This is a genomic window from Pseudomonas sp. 1, assembly GCF_056626735.1.
On record NZ_JBWXMQ010000009.1, the window covers coordinates 26,833 to 41,689 of the forward strand.

The 14,857-nt window shown below is 60.5% G+C and carries 11 protein-coding genes; 4 read left to right on the forward strand and 7 right to left on the reverse strand.

Annotated elements, in window-relative coordinates:
* Window positions 1–216 precede the first annotated feature (216 nt).
* The 4 genes from AC1MDC_RS15045 to argE form a co-directional block, all read right to left on the reverse strand.
* Complete coding sequence (locus tag AC1MDC_RS15045) at window positions 217–1,584, reverse strand: OprD family porin (protein ID WP_480393268.1); 1,368 nt, start codon at window positions 1,582–1,584, stop codon at window positions 217–219.
* A gap of 419 nt (window positions 1,585–2,003) precedes the next feature.
* A complete protein-coding gene (locus AC1MDC_RS15050; protein ID WP_085696917.1) occupies window positions 2,004–3,332 on the reverse strand; it encodes an OprD family porin in 1,329 nt (442 codons plus the stop codon).
* A 554-nt stretch (window positions 3,333–3,886) separates the two neighbouring features.
* The gene (gene argA / locus AC1MDC_RS15055; RefSeq protein WP_085696916.1) at window positions 3,887–5,185 is read right to left on the reverse strand and encodes an amino-acid N-acetyltransferase; all 1,299 of its coding nucleotides are present in this window, start codon (window positions 5,183–5,185) and stop codon (window positions 3,887–3,889) included.
* 135 nt (window positions 5,186–5,320) lie between these two features.
* Window positions 5,321–6,469, reverse strand: a complete 1,149-nt coding sequence (gene argE, locus AC1MDC_RS15060) for an acetylornithine deacetylase (protein ID WP_085696915.1) — start codon at window positions 6,467–6,469, stop codon at window positions 5,321–5,323.
* 156 nt (window positions 6,470–6,625) lie between these two features.
* Between argE and AC1MDC_RS15065 the strand changes: the two genes are divergently transcribed.
* Entirely contained in the window at window positions 6,626–7,996 is a 1,371-nt protein-coding gene (locus AC1MDC_RS15065) for a CYTH domain-containing protein (protein WP_085696914.1), read from the forward strand.
* 150 nt (window positions 7,997–8,146) lie between these two features.
* Here the strand turns inward: AC1MDC_RS15065 and AC1MDC_RS15070 are convergent, their stop codons facing one another.
* The gene (locus tag AC1MDC_RS15070) at window positions 8,147–8,617 is read right to left on the reverse strand and encodes an Lrp/AsnC family transcriptional regulator (protein ID WP_007951785.1); all 471 of its coding nucleotides are present in this window, start codon (window positions 8,615–8,617) and stop codon (window positions 8,147–8,149) included.
* A 126-nt stretch (window positions 8,618–8,743) separates the two neighbouring features.
* Between AC1MDC_RS15070 and AC1MDC_RS15075 the strand changes: the two genes are divergently transcribed.
* The 3 genes from AC1MDC_RS15075 to AC1MDC_RS15085 all read left to right on the forward strand — a co-directional run bounded on the left by AC1MDC_RS15075 (window position 8,744) and on the right by AC1MDC_RS15085 (window position 11,344).
* A complete protein-coding gene (locus tag AC1MDC_RS15075; RefSeq protein WP_480393269.1) occupies window positions 8,744–9,082 on the forward strand; it encodes a hypothetical protein in 339 nt (112 codons plus the stop codon).
* A gap of 90 nt (window positions 9,083–9,172) precedes the next feature.
* The gene (gene tfpB / locus AC1MDC_RS15080) at window positions 9,173–10,957 is read left to right on the forward strand and encodes a type IV pilus assembly ATPase TfpB (RefSeq protein ID WP_480393270.1); all 1,785 of its coding nucleotides are present in this window, start codon (window positions 9,173–9,175) and stop codon (window positions 10,955–10,957) included.
* A gap of 69 nt (window positions 10,958–11,026) precedes the next feature.
* On the forward strand, window positions 11,027–11,344 hold the full coding sequence (locus tag AC1MDC_RS15085) for a DUF2388 domain-containing protein (protein WP_007951791.1): 318 nt from the start codon (window positions 11,027–11,029) through the stop codon (window positions 11,342–11,344).
* Between the two features lie 103 nt (window positions 11,345–11,447).
* Here the strand turns inward: AC1MDC_RS15085 and gcvP are convergent, their stop codons facing one another.
* Together gcvP and gcvH are read right to left on the reverse strand one after the other, a co-directional pair.
* Window positions 11,448–14,321, reverse strand: coding sequence for an aminomethyl-transferring glycine dehydrogenase (gene gcvP, locus AC1MDC_RS15090; RefSeq protein WP_480393271.1), 2,874 nt, complete (start codon window positions 14,319–14,321; stop codon window positions 11,448–11,450).
* Window positions 14,322–14,455: 134 nt separating this feature from the next.
* The gene (gene gcvH, locus AC1MDC_RS15095) at window positions 14,456–14,839 is read right to left on the reverse strand and encodes a glycine cleavage system protein GcvH (protein WP_085702358.1); all 384 of its coding nucleotides are present in this window, start codon (window positions 14,837–14,839) and stop codon (window positions 14,456–14,458) included.
* Window positions 14,840–14,857 lie beyond the last annotated feature (18 nt).

The following is a 14,857-nucleotide window of genomic DNA, read 5'->3' on the forward strand; positions in this document are numbered from 1 at the left end:
TATTGAATATTAAACATCTGTTCACTGGACGCCCCGCAGCATCGCGACGAACATCGCCCACAAGGTTCGAGAAGGCCTTGAGTTGCTGTAAAGAGGGGAACATCGGGAAAGGCTTACGGGGGTGAGCCGGACCCGAAACGCAAAAGCCCCGTCCGGCGCGATGCCGGACGGGGCTTTTTTACATCGGGCTTTTTACATCAGTGCAGGAGCGCGCTATTACAGCAGCGGGATCGAGTAGCTGACGATCAGGCGGTTTTCGTCCTGGTCACGCTGACCTGGAATGTCGTTGCGCCAGGTAGCGTTTTTCCACATCAGACCCAGGTTTTTCAGCGGGCCTTCTGGTACCACGTAACCAACAGTCAGGTCGCGTTCCCACTCGGAACGACCGCTGCCAGCCACCGGGTGAGCAGGCGTGTTGGCGATGGTGTCGATGTTATCGCCACGCAGGTAAACCACACCGGCGGTCAGGCCTGGCAGGCCGACTTTCGCGAAGTCGTACGAGTAGCGTGCTTGCCAGGTGCGCTCGCCGGCACGGCCGAACTTCTGGATTTGCATGTCGGTGATGGTGTAGTTCGACGAACCATCACCTTGGTTCAGCCAAGGGAAGTCGCTGCTGCCATTGGAAACCTGATAGCCGCCACCGAAGGTGTGACCGGCCACGGTGTACAGGAACAAGCCGCTGTACAGGTTGTTGTCGACTTTACCGCGACCAGCACGGAAGCCTTGGTAGTTACCCGAACTGAAATAGTTCGAATCATGGCCGTTGGCACCGTCATCGGAGCTGTTGAAATAACGGAAGTCGGACTTCAGCACGCCTGGGCCGATTGCCCAGTTGTGAACCAGACCCAGGAAGTGTTGCTTGTAGAAGTCTTCCAGGTTGCCGTAGTAGTACTGGGCAGTCAGGTCTTTGGTGATCTTGTAGTCACCGCCGGCGTAGATGAATTTGTTGCTGTCGCGGAAAGTTGCGCCACGGGAGTTGGCACCACCGATCGACAGGTTTTCGTTGTTGCTGGAGTTACGACCTTTCACTTCTTCGATCTGACCGCCAACCAAAGTCAGGTCCTTGATCTCGCCGGAAGTGATCTGACCGCCCTGCCAGGTTTGTGGCAGCAGACGGCCATCGTTGGTCACGATAACCGGGTTCTTCGGCTGCAGAGTACCCAGCTTCAGTTCGGTCTGGGAGATCTTGGCCTTGGCAGTCAGGCCCAGGCTGGAGAAATTATCAACCGCTTCACCGTTGGACTTGCTTGGGAACACGGTGCCGCCGTAAGAAGCGCCAGTGGCGCCGTTAGTGCCGCCACCCGAATCCAGACGAACGCCCAGCAGGCCGATAGCATCAATACCGAAGCCTACGGTGCCTTGGGTGTAACCGGAGATGAAACGCAGATCGAAGCCTTGGCCCCATTCTTCGTTCTTGTTCTGCACGCCGGAGGCGGTTTTGGCAGCGCCATCGCGGTTGTCAGTGTTGATATAGAAGTTACGCAGCCCCAGGGTGGCCTTGCTGTCTTCGATGAAACCGGCGGCGCCTGCCTGCTGCGCCAAAACCCCTACGGCCACGGCCAGGGCCAAGGTGGACTTGTTCATGTTTCGCTCCTCTCGTTTCTATTTCTTTTGCTTTTTTTTTGCTGTCGGCTCCGGATCAATTGCCCGAAAACCTGGAACACCTAACGCTGCGGATCTCTTAGCCCCGTCAAAGCCGCGGAAGCATACCTCGTCATAATCTCGAAAAGAATTGTTCCACTCTTTTTAAGAACGTCGAGACATATACAAACGCGCGACAGAATCGAGGTATCGGCTCAATCGCCGATTCCTGAACCCTTCAGATTGTCGAGGGACAAAAATGCCAAAACACCGCAGCGCATTCCGGACGTCGGACGGTCTACTCTAGACTGACGCCGAAAAACACAAAAAGAATAAAAAACACTCAATAAGTAACATTCAGGAATATGGAATAAAAGGCAAAAAAAACCTTGCCGAGCGGCAAGGTCTTTTTTCAGCACCTTTTACAGGAAGCTATAGGTGTAGTTGAAGATCAGACGGGTCTGATCCTGATCGGCAATATTGATCTGGCTGCCACGATAAACACCATTGCGCAGTGTCACGCCGAAGCCTTTGAGTACGCCCTCTTGAACGGTGTAATCAATACGCATGTCTCGCTCCCACTCGGACATGTCGCTACCGGTACCGTTCGTTGCCTTGATGTTTTCGCCATGCAGATAAGCGATCGAGGCTTTGAGGCCCGGTACGCCCAGACCTGCGAAGTCATAGGAATACTGTCCGAAGGTGGTGTTTTCACCGGCACGGACAAAGCCGTTAACCATGGCGTCAGTGAACAAATAGAAACTGGTCCCACCGGCACCTTCGGGACGACCGTTGCCATCCACCACGTTGCCTTGGTTCAAGTAGACGAAACCACCGTCATCGTTGACGCGTTGATGGCCGAGCAAGAACGCGTTGCCACCCAAGGTGTATGTGAACATGGCGCTCCAGGTCTTGTTATCGACCTCGCCCGGGTTCCTGGCATAACCACCGTTGTTATTGAAGCGGTAGCCTGCCTCCCCGTTCTTGCCATCGGAGCTGCTGTCAAAATAGCGGATATCGGTCTTGAACGACTGGTTGGTGCCGATCGGAAGAACATGCACCAGGCCGAAGAAGTTCTGCTTGTAATAATCCTGCAGGTTGGAGTGGTAGTACTGCAGGGTCAGGTCTTTGGTGACCTTCCAGTCGGCGCCTGCATAGCGGAACTGATTGCTGTCCTGCGTACCACCAGCCACTGCCAGGCCAGTGCTGTTTGTCGAGGCACGACCCACTGCATGCTCGAGCTGACCGGCGTTGAAGGTGACGTTATCGATTTCCTTGGAGGTGACCGTGCCACCCTCGAAGGTTTGAGGCAGCAGGCGGCTATCGTTCGCGACCAGAATCGGCAAGTTAGGTTGCAGAGCACCACCCAAGTGAGCTTCGGTCTTGGACAGACGTGCCTTGACGTTACCCGCTATGCGGCTCCAGGAATGTGTTGCCGAGCCGTCGGAATCACTTGGGGAGAACGTGTTGCTGTCCGGGTGGTGCCCACGTCCACCATCCAGGTGAATGCCGCTGATCGCCTGCACATCCAGACCAAACCCGACCGTGCCCTGAGTGAAACCGGAGAGGTAATCGAACTTGAAGCCCTGCGCGGTCTCTTTCTGATCGGCGCCGCCATCACGGTTATCGTTGTTGTAGTACATGGTGCGGGAGCTCAGGGAAGCCTTGCTGTCTTCGATGAAACCCGCGGCACCTGCCTGCTGCGCCAATACCCCAAAGGCCACAGCCACGGCCAAGGTGGACTTATTCATTGTCAAGCTCCTCTCGTTTCTAATTCTTGTTTTCCCGGCCCGGATCGACGCCCGAGTCCCAAGGTTAGCGATTAGCGCCAGAGCGTGACTCACAAGTCAATCGTAACCATGTGTGTCTACGACCATAGTCTAATCTCCGGTTTTTTGGTCCATGCAGTTTCATGAGTTCGTCATGAATCCGAAAAGAATTGATGTCTTCTTTTCTAATACCCTTTAGGAATTTAAACCCCGCGTTTAAAGGCTCGAGTGCTCCCCACGCGAACGCGACGATCAATTTCTGAAGAGTATTTGAATCACCCTGTCGAGAGTGATTTGTGCTGAAGCAATCCGGAAACATTTCCATCACAACAACTGCCAACCCGCGCAATATCCAGATCAATTGTTACATTTTGTGTATCGGGATATTTTTTTCACGCACAACGCATCCGCCTTGCCGAATTGACCTGGCTCGATGCAGCAATTGTGTTCAGTGACGTTGAATCAGGAGGAGTACTGCAGAAAGCGGCTGAGTGGGGAGCTTGCGGCCTGCATCTGCTGCCCCACAGCCTGATGAGTCAAAGCGTCTTTTCGAAGATCTTCGAATTGCGCTGATAGTTATAGAGCGAAGCCCGCGCCGCCGGCAGGCGCTCGACGCTGCTCGGTTCGAAACCGCGCTCGCGGAACCAGTGGGCCGTGCGGGTGGTGAGGACGAACAGGGTCTTCAGACCCTGCGCCCGGGCGCGGGTTTCGATGCGCTCGAGCAGTTCGTCGCCACGACCGCCATGGCGATACTCGGGATTCACCGCCAGGCACGCCAGCTCGCCGGCATCCGAATCGGCAATCTGATACAGCGCCGCACAGGCGATGATCATTCCTTCACGCTCGACCACGCTGAACTGCTCGATTTCACGCTCCAGCACTTCACGGGACCGACGCACCAGAATCCCCTGCTCCTCCAGCGGGCTGATCAGATCGAGCAAGCCGCCGACATCCTCAATAGCCGCCTCGCGCACCAGTTCGAATTGCTCCTGGGCCACCAGCGTACCGCCACCGTCACGGGTGAACAGTTCGGTCAGCAGCGCACCGTCCTCGGCATAACTGACGATATGGCTGCGCGCCACGCCGCCACGACAGGCTTCGGCGGCAGCGTCCAGCAGTTCCGCCTGATAGTTGCTGCCCAGACGCTGCAAGTGCGCCGGCACCTGTTGCGGGCGCAGCTCACGCACCAGTTTGCCGTTTTCGTCGATCAGACCGGGGTCGGCACCGAACAGCAGCAACTTGTCGGCACCCAGATCGATCGCAGCACGGGTCGCCACGTCTTCACAGGCCAAGTTGAAGATTTCACCGGTCGGCGAATAGCCCAGCGGCGACAGCAGCACGATGGAGCGCTCGTCAAGCAGGCGGTTGATGCCCTTGCGGTCGACCCGGCGTACTTCGCCGGTGTGGTGATAGTCGACACCTTCCAGCACGCCGATCGGCCGTGCCGTCACGAGGTTGCCGCTGGCCACCCGCAGACGCGAGCCCTGCATCGGCGACGAAGCCATGTCCATCGACAGGCGCGCTTCGATGGCGATGCGCAGCTGACCGACCGCGTCGATCACGCACTCCAGCGTCGCGGCATCAGTGATGCGCATGCCGTGGTGGTAGTGCGGGGTCAGGCCGCGGGCGGCGAGACGGGTCTCAATCTGTGGGCGAGAACCATGAACCAGCACCAGCCGCACGCCGAGGCTGTGCAGCAGCACGATGTCGTGGACGATATTGCCGAAATTCGGATGCTCGACGCCGTCGCCCGGAAGCATGACGACGAAGGTGCAATCGCGGTGAGCATTGATATAGGGAGACGCGTGGCGAAGCCAATTGACGTATTCGGGCATGAACCTGGGCCTGTAATAAATAGCAGCCGGAAAAGGGGCGAAACGGAAAACGCACAGCGGGCTGATGGTTATCGTCGGAACAGGCTTGGCGACACGCGCGCTCTCCTCATGAATACGGGTGGGTGTGTGGGCAATTTATACAGCTTTAAGACAGTAATGTTCGATCAACTGCCGCAATAGATGCACGGTAGGCTGCAAACGTGACATTTCGAGGTACTCGTCCGGCTGGTGCGCACAAGCGATGTCGCCGGGGCCGAGGACGATGGTTTCGCAGCCAAGGCGCTGAAGATAAGGCGCTTCGGTGCCGAACGCTACCGCTTCGGCCGCGTGGCCGGTGAGTTTTTCGGCAATTCGCACCAGTTCCGCGTCTTCGGCCTGCTCGAACGGCGGCACTTCGGGAAACAGCGGTGCGTAATCGATCTTCACCTGATGGCGTTCGGCGACCGGATTGAGCCTGTGCAGAATCTCGCTGCGCAAGACCTTGGGGTCCATCCCCGGCAGCGGCCGCAGGTCGAATTCCAGCGAACACTGGCCGCAGATGCGGTTGGGGTTGTCGCCACCGTGGATACAGCCGAAGTTCATGGTCGGCTGCGGCACGCTGAACTGCGGGTTGTTGAATTCGCGCTGCCACAACAGGCGCAGGCCGCGCAGTTCGCCGATGGCGTCGTGCATTGCTTCGAGAGCGCTGTGTCCCAGACGCGGATCCGACGAATGGCCGCTCTGCCCGAGGATATCGATGCGCTCCATCATGATGCCCTTGTGCATACGGATAGGCTTGAGCCCGGTCGGCTCGCCGATCACCGCCGCCCGGCCCAGCGGCCGCCCTGCTTCAGCCAGCGCCCTGGCACCGGACATCGAGCTTTCTTCATCGCAGGTGGCAAGGATCAGCAGCGGTTGCTTGAACGGCTGGTCGAGCAGCGGTTGCACGGCTTCGATGATCAGGGCGAAAAAGCCCTTCATGTCGCAACTGCCGAGGCCGACCCAGCGGCCATCGACTTCGGTGAGTTTCAGCGGGTCGGTTTTCCACAGCACATCGTCGTACGGCACCGTGTCGCTGTGCCCGGCCAGCACCAGCCCGCCGGGGCCGCTGCCGAAACTGGCGAGCAGGTTGAATTTCCCGGGACTGACCTGCTGGATGTCGCAAGCGAAACCGAGGTCGCCGAGCCAGCCCGCGAGCAGGTCGATTACCGCCCGGTTGGACTGATCGAGGCCCGGCTGGGTGCAACTGACCGACGGCGCGGCGATCAGTGCAGCGAACTGGTCTTGCATGGACGGCAAAGGCATCGCTGACTCCAACTCCCGGATTGAGGTTCATCATAGAACCATCCGGCGCCGAGAATAAACCGCCGCAAAGCGTAGGAAGGTTCAGTCCTGTACACTGCACGACCTTGGCAGCCACACATTCCCCCGGCTGCGCTCCCGATCCTGGATTTTCCGGCCATGCAGAAAGAAACCGAAATCAAACTCCGCGTCAGCCGCGAAACCCTCGCCGCCCTGCGCGAGCACCCTCTCCTGAAAAAACGCAACAAAAGTGGCTGGGAACGCCGTGAGTTGATGAATCAATACTTCGACACGCCCGAGCGTGACCTGGCCCGGGCCAAGGTTGCCCTGCGCCTGCGCAAGGACGGCGAAGAAGTGATTCAGACCCTCAAGACCCGTGGCCAGAGCGTCGCCGGCCTGTCCGAGCGTAACGAGTACGACTGGCACCTGCCCAAAGCCAAGCTCGACGTGAAGAAACTCGACGGCGAGTGCTGGCCCGAGTCCCTTGCCGAGCTGGACAAGAAAACCCTGAAGCCGATCTTCACCACCGATTTCGTCCGCGAACGCGCCGAAATCGCCTGGGGCCGTGGCAAGACCAAAGTGGTCATCGAAGCCGCGCTGGACCTGGGCCACGTGGTGGTCGGCAAGCAAAAAGAAGAAATCTGCGAGCTGGAACTGGAACTGCGCGAAGGCGAACCTGCCGCGCTGCTGGAACTGGCCGCCGAACTGGCCGAAACCCTGGCCCTGATGCCGTGCGACATCAGCAAGGCCGAGCGCGGTTATCGCCTGTACGACGCCAACAGCTACTCGCTGAGCCTGCCGGCGCCGGCCATTACCGCCGAAACGCCGCTGGACGACGCCTTCGCCGCCCTGGCCTGGCACTTGCTCGGCAGCAGTCAACGTCTGGCCGAACAGTATCGTTTCAACGGTCACTGGCGCCTGCTGCAGGACTGGGTCGAGAACCTTGCGGAAATGCGCGCCCTGCTGAGCAGCCTCGGCCAGGCCGCGCCCCGTCAGTCGACCCACGACTTGCGCGTTGCGCTGGATGCACTGCTGGAAGACTGGCGCCCGCTGGTACAGGTCGGCATCGAAGACGAAGACGTGCGCAAAGCCGCGCCGGAGCAGTTCCTCGAAGAACTGGAAGACCCGCGCTGGGGCCTGTTCTCGCTGAACGCTTCGCGCTGGTTGCTGGCCCGCACCTGGACGGCAGACCGCAACACCCGTGGCAATCGCCAGGGTGCCGCGCAGTTGCAAAGCTGGCTGCCGCGCCTGCTGGGCGAAGAAGCCACTTCGCTGCAATTGCAGCGTTATCAGCAGCAACCGGAAGATCTGGCCGAGCAACTGCCGCGCATCGAGCGCATCCAGGTCTGGCTGCACCACGCGCGCAACGTGCTGGACATCCCGGAAATGGATCGTCTGTACGGCGAGCTGAACAAACTGGCGCAACTGGCCAACGAGCCGACCATCACTGACGAACTGCTCGATGCACGCAAGCATCAGGCGATTGCGGTGTACCAGAATCGCGCCTGGAAAATGCTGCTGCGCATGTAACACCGCCATCGCCAGCAGACTGTGATCGTTCCCACGTCGAGGCGTCGAACCGTCTGCGTGGGAATACCTCAATGGACGCTCTGCGTCCGCTTTGGGACGCGGAGCGTCCCGGGCTGCATTCCCACGCAGAGTGTGGGAACGATCATCAAATCAGCGCAGTACCGGCAGGCTCGTCGTCGACTTGATCTCCGACAACGCCACAATCGAATTCACTTCCTGAATCCCCGGCACCAGCGACAGCTTCTCGAAGAAGAATCGCTCATACGCCTCGATATCCGCCGCGACGATCCGCAGCAGGAAATCCACCGCCCCCATCAGCACATAACACTCCAGCACTTCGGGAAAGCCGCGAATCGCCTCGGTGAACTCAGTGAAGTTCGAGCGCCCATGGGCGTTGAGTTTGATCTCGGCGAAGATCTGCGTGTTCAGGCCGATCTTCTTGCGATCGAGCAAAGTCACCTGACCACGAATGATCCCCTCCTCCTTCATTCGCTGAATTCGCCGCCAGCAGGGCGACTGCGACAGGCCGACCTGTTCGGCAATCTGTGCGCTGGACAGGGAAGCGTCCTCTTGCAGCAACGCGAGAATGCGTCGGTCGTAACTGTCCAGCTCACTGTGCATAAATAATCCTCGGTATCAGCCAATAGCGAATTGATCCAGCCGATCAATCGCAGAATCGGCTCATCTTAGATAAGAAATGCCCGGCATCGAATGTAAAAATTTCTCCACTGACTCCGGAGACCTGCCATGCCACACCTCAAAGCCGTCAACACCCCCGCGCCCCGTGCCGATGTGTGGAACGCCAGCAACCCTCATTGCCTTGCGCAGTACCGGATCCTGGCCGAGGCCGAGCCGGATGTGCTGGTGCGGGTGCTGAACCTGTTCGCCTTGCAGTTCCTCACCCCGGAACAGGTCAATGTCCAGCGAATGGACGATTTGCTATCGATCGACATTGTCATGGGTGGTCTGAGCTGGCACCGCGCCCAGGTGATCGCGGAAAAACTTCGTAACCTGATCAGCGTTTGCTCGGTAAACCTGCAAAACCCTGACGCGGCGTGGGATGCGCCGGCGCAGGCGGCCGGCTGACAAGAACCGAAACGTCTTCGTCGGGTAGTGGCCCAACGGTCGGCGGGGCCACGACTATCCTTTGCGCACTGTCGTTCAAAAGGAGTCCGCATGCCCGTTCAACTCGCCACTCAGGACCGCTGGCTGGATCTCAATGAGGTACTGCGTGAACTGGTCGCCCAGGGTTTCATCTGCCAGGACTCGGCCGAGCAGGCGCTGAATGCCCGGCGCCGGCATGCCGCCCACGGCCAGAAGCACCCGCTGGAATTCATCGCCAGCCAGCAACTGGACGACCTCAGCCGTCCGGGCAAACACCTCGACCTGGAAAGCCTGACCCTGTGGCTGGCGCAGCAGGCCGGACAGCCGTATCTGCGGATCGATCCACTGAAGATCAACGTCGCCGCCATCACACCGCTGATGTCCTATGCGTTTGCGCAGCGCCACAAGATCCTCGCGGTGTCGGTCGACCGCGACGCGGTCACTGTGGCCAGCGCCCAGCCCTACGTCAGCGGCTGGGAGGCGGATCTGACTCACGTCCTGAAGCTGCCGATCAAACGGGTGGTGGCCAACCCCGCCGACATTCAGCGTTTCAGCGTCGAGTTCTTCCGTCTCGCCAAATCGGTCAGCGGTGCCAGCAATGCCGATGCGCAGGGCGGCAACCTCGGCAACTTCGAGCAACTGCTCAATCTCGGTGCCAGCGATCAGGAACCCGACGCCAACGACGCCCACATCGTCAACATCGTCGACTGGCTGTTCCAGTACGCCTTCCAGCAGCGGGCCAGCGATATCCACATCGAGCCCCGGCGCGAGCAAGGCACGGTGCGCTTTCGCATCGACGGCGTGCTGCACAACGTCTATCAATTTCCGCCGCAGGTGACGATGGCCATCGTCAGCCGCCTGAAAAGCCTCGGCCGGATGAACGTTGCCGAGAAGCGCAAACCCCAGGACGGCCGGGTCAAGACCAAGACCCCGGACGGCGGCGAAGTCGAGCTGCGCCTGTCGACCCTGCCCACCGCGTTCGGCGAAAAAATGGTGATGCGGATCTTCGACCCGGAGGTGCTGCTCAAGGATTTCGACCAGCTCGGGTTTTCCGCCGACGACCTGCGGCGCTGGCAGGACATGACCCGCCAGCCCAACGGCATCATTCTGGTCACGGGCCCGACCGGTTCGGGCAAGACCACCACGCTCTACACCACACTGAAAAAACTGGCGACCCCGGAGGTCAACCTCTGCACCATCGAGGATCCGATCGAGATGGTCGAGCCGGCGTTCAACCAGATGCAGGTCCAGCACAACATCGACCTGACCTTCGCCGCCGGCGTGCGCGCGCTGATGCGGCAGGATCCGGACATCATCATGATCGGCGAGATCCGTGACCTAGAGACCGCCGAAATGGCGATCCAGGCGGCGCTGACCGGGCACCTGGTGCTCTCGACCCTGCATACCAACGATGCGCCGAGCGCCATCAGCCGCCTGCTGGAACTCGGCGTGCCGCATTACCTGATCAAGGCCACCGTGCTCGGGGTGATGGCGCAGCGACTGGTACGAACCCTGTGCCCGCACTGCAAGGCGCCGCTGACTCTGGACGAAGAAGACTGGCAAACCCTGACCCGGCCGTGGCAGGCGCCGCTGCCGGGCAATGCGCAACGGGCCATCGGTTGCCTGGAATGCCGCGACACCGGTTATCACGGTCGTGCCGGGGTCTACGAAATCATGCAACTGACCGACAGCCTCAAGGCCTTGATCAGCCCCGACACCGATCTCACCGCGATCCGCCGGCAGGCGTTCAAGGAAGGCATGCGCAGCCTGCGATTGTCCGGCGCACAGAAAGTCGCGGCAGGGCTGACAACCCTTGAGGAAGTGTTGCGGGTGACACCCCAGAGCGAGCAGAAATAGCCGCTCACGGAACCGGATCGGGGAAACGGCGATCCAACCGGTTATTCAACACCAGTGGAGTCACCCAACATGCGTCTCAAACTTGCTGTCGCCACCCTTGCCCTGCTGTCTCTGCCTGTTGGTTCGGCAATGGCCGACAGCTTTTGGCGTAACGTCATTTCGTCCGGTGCCACCACCGGCTCGACCTACCTGACCTTCAAGGATCACAAACTGATCGTTGCCGCCCAGGATGATGCCGGCAGCTTCGTCGCCAGTGACGGCGGTATCCGTGGCCCGTACCTGGAAGCGGCGATGCAGAAAGTCCGCGCCGACAATCCGGGCCTGCAGGCAACGGACATGGAACTGGCGAACGCGATTCTGGCGAAGAACGCCGTGGCGTCGGAATAACTTTCCGGACAGACAAAAATGCCGCTCACACGAGCGGCATTTTTGTGCCCGCAGTTTCCGGTTCGCCCTGACCCGCTCCCTCGGTCGAGGCATACGCGAAAGATCAGCGGTAATCGTCCACCGGCACGCAGGCGCAGAACAGGTTGCGGTCGCCGTAGACGTTATCGACCCGATTCACTGCCGGCCAATACTTGTGCGCCTTGGTGTGCGCATCAGGCGTGATGCCCTGCTCGATGCTGTAGGGCCGATCCCACACGCCGGTGATATCGGCCAAGGTGTGTGGCGCCCGCTTGAGCGGGTTGTCTTCGGCCGGCCAGTTGCCGTTCTGCACCTCGGTGATTTCTGCGCGGATGCTCAGCATGGCGCCGATGAAGCGATCCAGTTCGGCCTTGGACTCACTTTCGGTCGGCTCGACCATCAGGGTGCCCGGCACCGGGAACGACATGGTCGGCGCGTGGAAGCCGTAATCCATCAGGCGTTTGGCGACGTCTTCCTCGCTGATGCCGGTGGCGGCCTTGAGCGGCCGCAGATCCAGAATGCATTCGTGGGCGACCCGCTCGTTGCGCCCGGTGTACAGAACGGGGAAAGCGCCGGACAGGTGCTGCGCCAGGTAATTCGCCGCAAGGATCGCCACTTCGCTGGCGTCCGCCAGTTGCGGCCCCATCATCGCGATGTACATCCAGCTGATCGGCAGAATGCTCGCACTGCCCCACGGGGCAGCGCTGACCGCTCCGTTCTGCGGTTGCGGCCCGTCGATCGGGATCACCGGATGGTTGGCAACGAATGGCGCCAGATGCGCACGCACGCCAATCGGCCCCATGCCCGGCCCGCCTCCGCCGTGGGGAATGCAGAAAGTCTTGTGCAGGTTCATGTGTGATACGTCGGCGCCTATGTCCGCCGGCCGCGCCAGCCCGACCTGGGCATTGAGGTTGGCGCCGTCCATGTACACCTGGCCGCCGTGCTTGTGGATAACTTCGCAGATTTCGCTGATGCCTTCCTCGTACACGCCGTGGGTCGACGGGTAGGTCGCCATCAGGCACGACAGCCTGGCGCCAGCCTCGGACGCCTTGGCTTTCAAATCTTCCAGATCAACGTTGCCGGCCTCGTCGCACTCGACAATCACCACGTGCATCCCGGCCATCTGCGCCGAGGCCGGGTTGGTGCCGTGGGCCGAGGAAGGAATCAGACAAATATCCCGCCCGCCCTGCTGGCGGCTCTCATGGTATTTGCGGATCGCCAGCAGCCCGGCGTACTCGCCCTGGGCACCGGAGTTGGGCTGCATGCAGATCGCATCGAACCCGGTGATCGCGCACAGCCAGCGCTCCAGCTCCTCGATCATCAGCGTGTAACCGACAGCCTGCTCCCGGGGAACGAACGGGTGCAGGTTGGCGAACTGCGGCCAGGTGATCGGGATCATCTCGCTGGTGGCGTTGAGTTTCATGGTGCAGGAGCCCAGCGGGATCATCGACTGGTTGAGCGCCAGATCCTTGTTCTCCAGCTGCTTGAGGTAGCGCAGCATCTCGGTTTCGCTGTGGTGGGCGTTGAACACCGGGTGACGCAGGTACGGCGTGCTGCGTTGCAGTGTGTCGGGAATGCCGGAGGTCAGCGTTTCGCCGTCGAGATCATCGACACTCAACCCGTGATCGGCGCCCAGCAGCACATCGAACAGCCTGGCCACGGTGGTTTCATCACAGGCCTCGTCGAGGCTCAGCCCTAGTTGGCCACGACCGAGGATGCGCAGGTTGATCTGCGCGGACCGGGCACTTTCGATGATCGCGGTTTGCGCCCCGCCGACGTCCAGCGTGAGGGTGTCGAAGAAGTGTTGGTTGAGGCGCTTGATGCCATGGCGTTCAAGCCCGGCGGCGAGAATGCAGGTTAGCCGGTGCACGCGCTGGGCGATTCGTTTCAGTCCTTCCGGGCCGTGATAGACCGCATAGAAACTGGCGATGTTGGCCAGCAACACCTGGGCGGTGCAAATGTTCGAATTGGCTTTCTCCCGGCGAATGTGCTGCTCGCGGGTTTGCAGGGCCATGCGCAGCGCGACGTTGCCACGGGCATCTTTCGACACGCCGATGATCCGCCCGGGAATTGCCCGTTTGTATTCATCGCGACTGGCGAAAAACGCCGCGTGCGGGCCTCCATAACCCATTGGTACACCGAAGCGCTGGGATGAGCCGAACACCACGTCCGCACCCAGTTCGCCCGGCGGGGTCAGCAGCAACAGGCTTAGCAGATCCGCCGCCACGCAGGCCAGCGCCTGCTGCGCGTGCAGGTGATCGATCAACGGCCGCAGGTCGCGAACTTCGCCGTGGGTGTCGGGGTATTGCAGCAGCGCGCCGAACACCTGGTGCTGCTTCAAGTTATCCACAGTGTCGACGATCAGCTCGAAACCGAAGCCTTCGGCGCGGGTCCGCACCACGGAAATGGTCTGGGGATGACAGTTTTCGTCGACGAAGAACAGATTGCTTTTCGACTTCGCCACCCGCTTGGCCAGGGCCATGGCTTCCGCGGCGGCAGTGGCTTCATCGAGCAGGGAGGCGTTGGCCAGTTCAAGGCCGGTGAGGTCGATGGTCAGTTGCTGAAAGTTGAGCAACGCTTCGAGCCTGCCCTGGGCGATTTCCGGTTGGTAAGGCGTGTAGGCGGTGTACCAGCCGGGATTTTCCAGCACGTTACGCAGGATGACGGTCGGCGTCAGGGTGCCGTGGTAGCCCATGCCGATCAGGCTGGTCCAGACCTGATTCTGTTCGGCATAACCGCGCAGCTTGGCCAGCGCCGCCTGTTCGTCCAGCGCCGGCGGCAGGTCCAGCTCGCGGTTGAGGCGAATGCCCGGCGGCACGGTCTGTTCGATCAGTTCGACCCGGCTGCCGAGGCCGAGGCTGTCGAGCATCGCCTGCTGCTCGGCGGCATCCGGGCCGAGGTGGCGGCGCAGAAAGGCATGGGGATCGCGTAACTGGCTCAGGGATGGCAACTGGGACATGACGGGCTCTCTCTTGGCTGGCGGCTCAGCGTCAATGCAACACGGTCAAACCAGCATAGCAGCCACCCCGACCGCAAAAGTCCCGGGCAGAAAAAAGCCCCGACGGGTCGGGGCCTTGGGATCTGGCCTGCAGCTTATTCGCCGATGGCGGCCTTGTAGGCGGCAGCGTCGAGCAGTTTGTCCAGCTCGGACTTGTCGCTTGGCTTGAGCTTGAAGATCCACGCGGCGTACGGATCGTTGTTCAGCTCTTCCGGCGAACCGGCCAGGTCTTCGTTGACGGCAATCACTTCGCCACCAACCGGGGAATAGATGTCGGAAGCAGCCTTGACCGATTCGACAACGCCGGCGGCATCACCGGCGGCGAACACCTTGCCCACTTCTGCCAGCTCGACAAACACCACATCACCCAACGCTTCCTGGGCGTGATCGCTGATGCCCACGGTGACAGTGCCGTCGGCTTCCAGGCGCGCCCATTCATGACTTTCGGCAAAACGCAGTTCAGCTGGGATGTTGCTCATGCTCGGTGTCCTCAAGAA

Excerpts from the sequence above, each read along its gene's own strand:
- gcvP (WP_480393271.1), bottom strand. The coding sequence starts at position 14,321 with ATGTCCCAGTTGCCATCCCTGAGCCAGTTACGCGATCCCCATGCCTTT.
- AC1MDC_RS15065 (WP_085696914.1), top strand. The coding sequence starts at position 6,626 with ATGCAGAAAGAAACCGAAATCAAACTCCGCGTCAGCCGCGAAACCCTC.
- AC1MDC_RS15045 (WP_480393268.1), bottom strand. The coding sequence starts at position 1,584 with ATGAACAAGTCCACCTTGGCCCTGGCCGTGGCCGTAGGGGTTTTGGCG.
- AC1MDC_RS15075 (WP_480393269.1), top strand. The coding sequence starts at position 8,744 with ATGCCACACCTCAAAGCCGTCAACACCCCCGCGCCCCGTGCCGATGTG.
- tfpB (WP_480393270.1), top strand. The coding sequence starts at position 9,173 with ATGCCCGTTCAACTCGCCACTCAGGACCGCTGGCTGGATCTCAATGAG.
- argA (WP_085696916.1), bottom strand. The coding sequence starts at position 5,185 with ATGCCCGAATACGTCAATTGGCTTCGCCACGCGTCTCCCTATATCAAT.
- AC1MDC_RS15070 (WP_007951785.1), bottom strand. The coding sequence starts at position 8,617 with ATGCACAGTGAGCTGGACAGTTACGACCGACGCATTCTCGCGTTGCTG.
- AC1MDC_RS15050 (WP_085696917.1), bottom strand. The coding sequence starts at position 3,332 with ATGAATAAGTCCACCTTGGCCGTGGCTGTGGCCTTTGGGGTATTGGCG.
- AC1MDC_RS15085 (WP_007951791.1), top strand. The coding sequence starts at position 11,027 with ATGCGTCTCAAACTTGCTGTCGCCACCCTTGCCCTGCTGTCTCTGCCT.
- gcvH (WP_085702358.1), bottom strand. The coding sequence starts at position 14,839 with ATGAGCAACATCCCAGCTGAACTGCGTTTTGCCGAAAGTCATGAATGG.
- argE (WP_085696915.1), bottom strand. The coding sequence starts at position 6,469 with ATGCCTTTGCCGTCCATGCAAGACCAGTTCGCTGCACTGATCGCCGCG.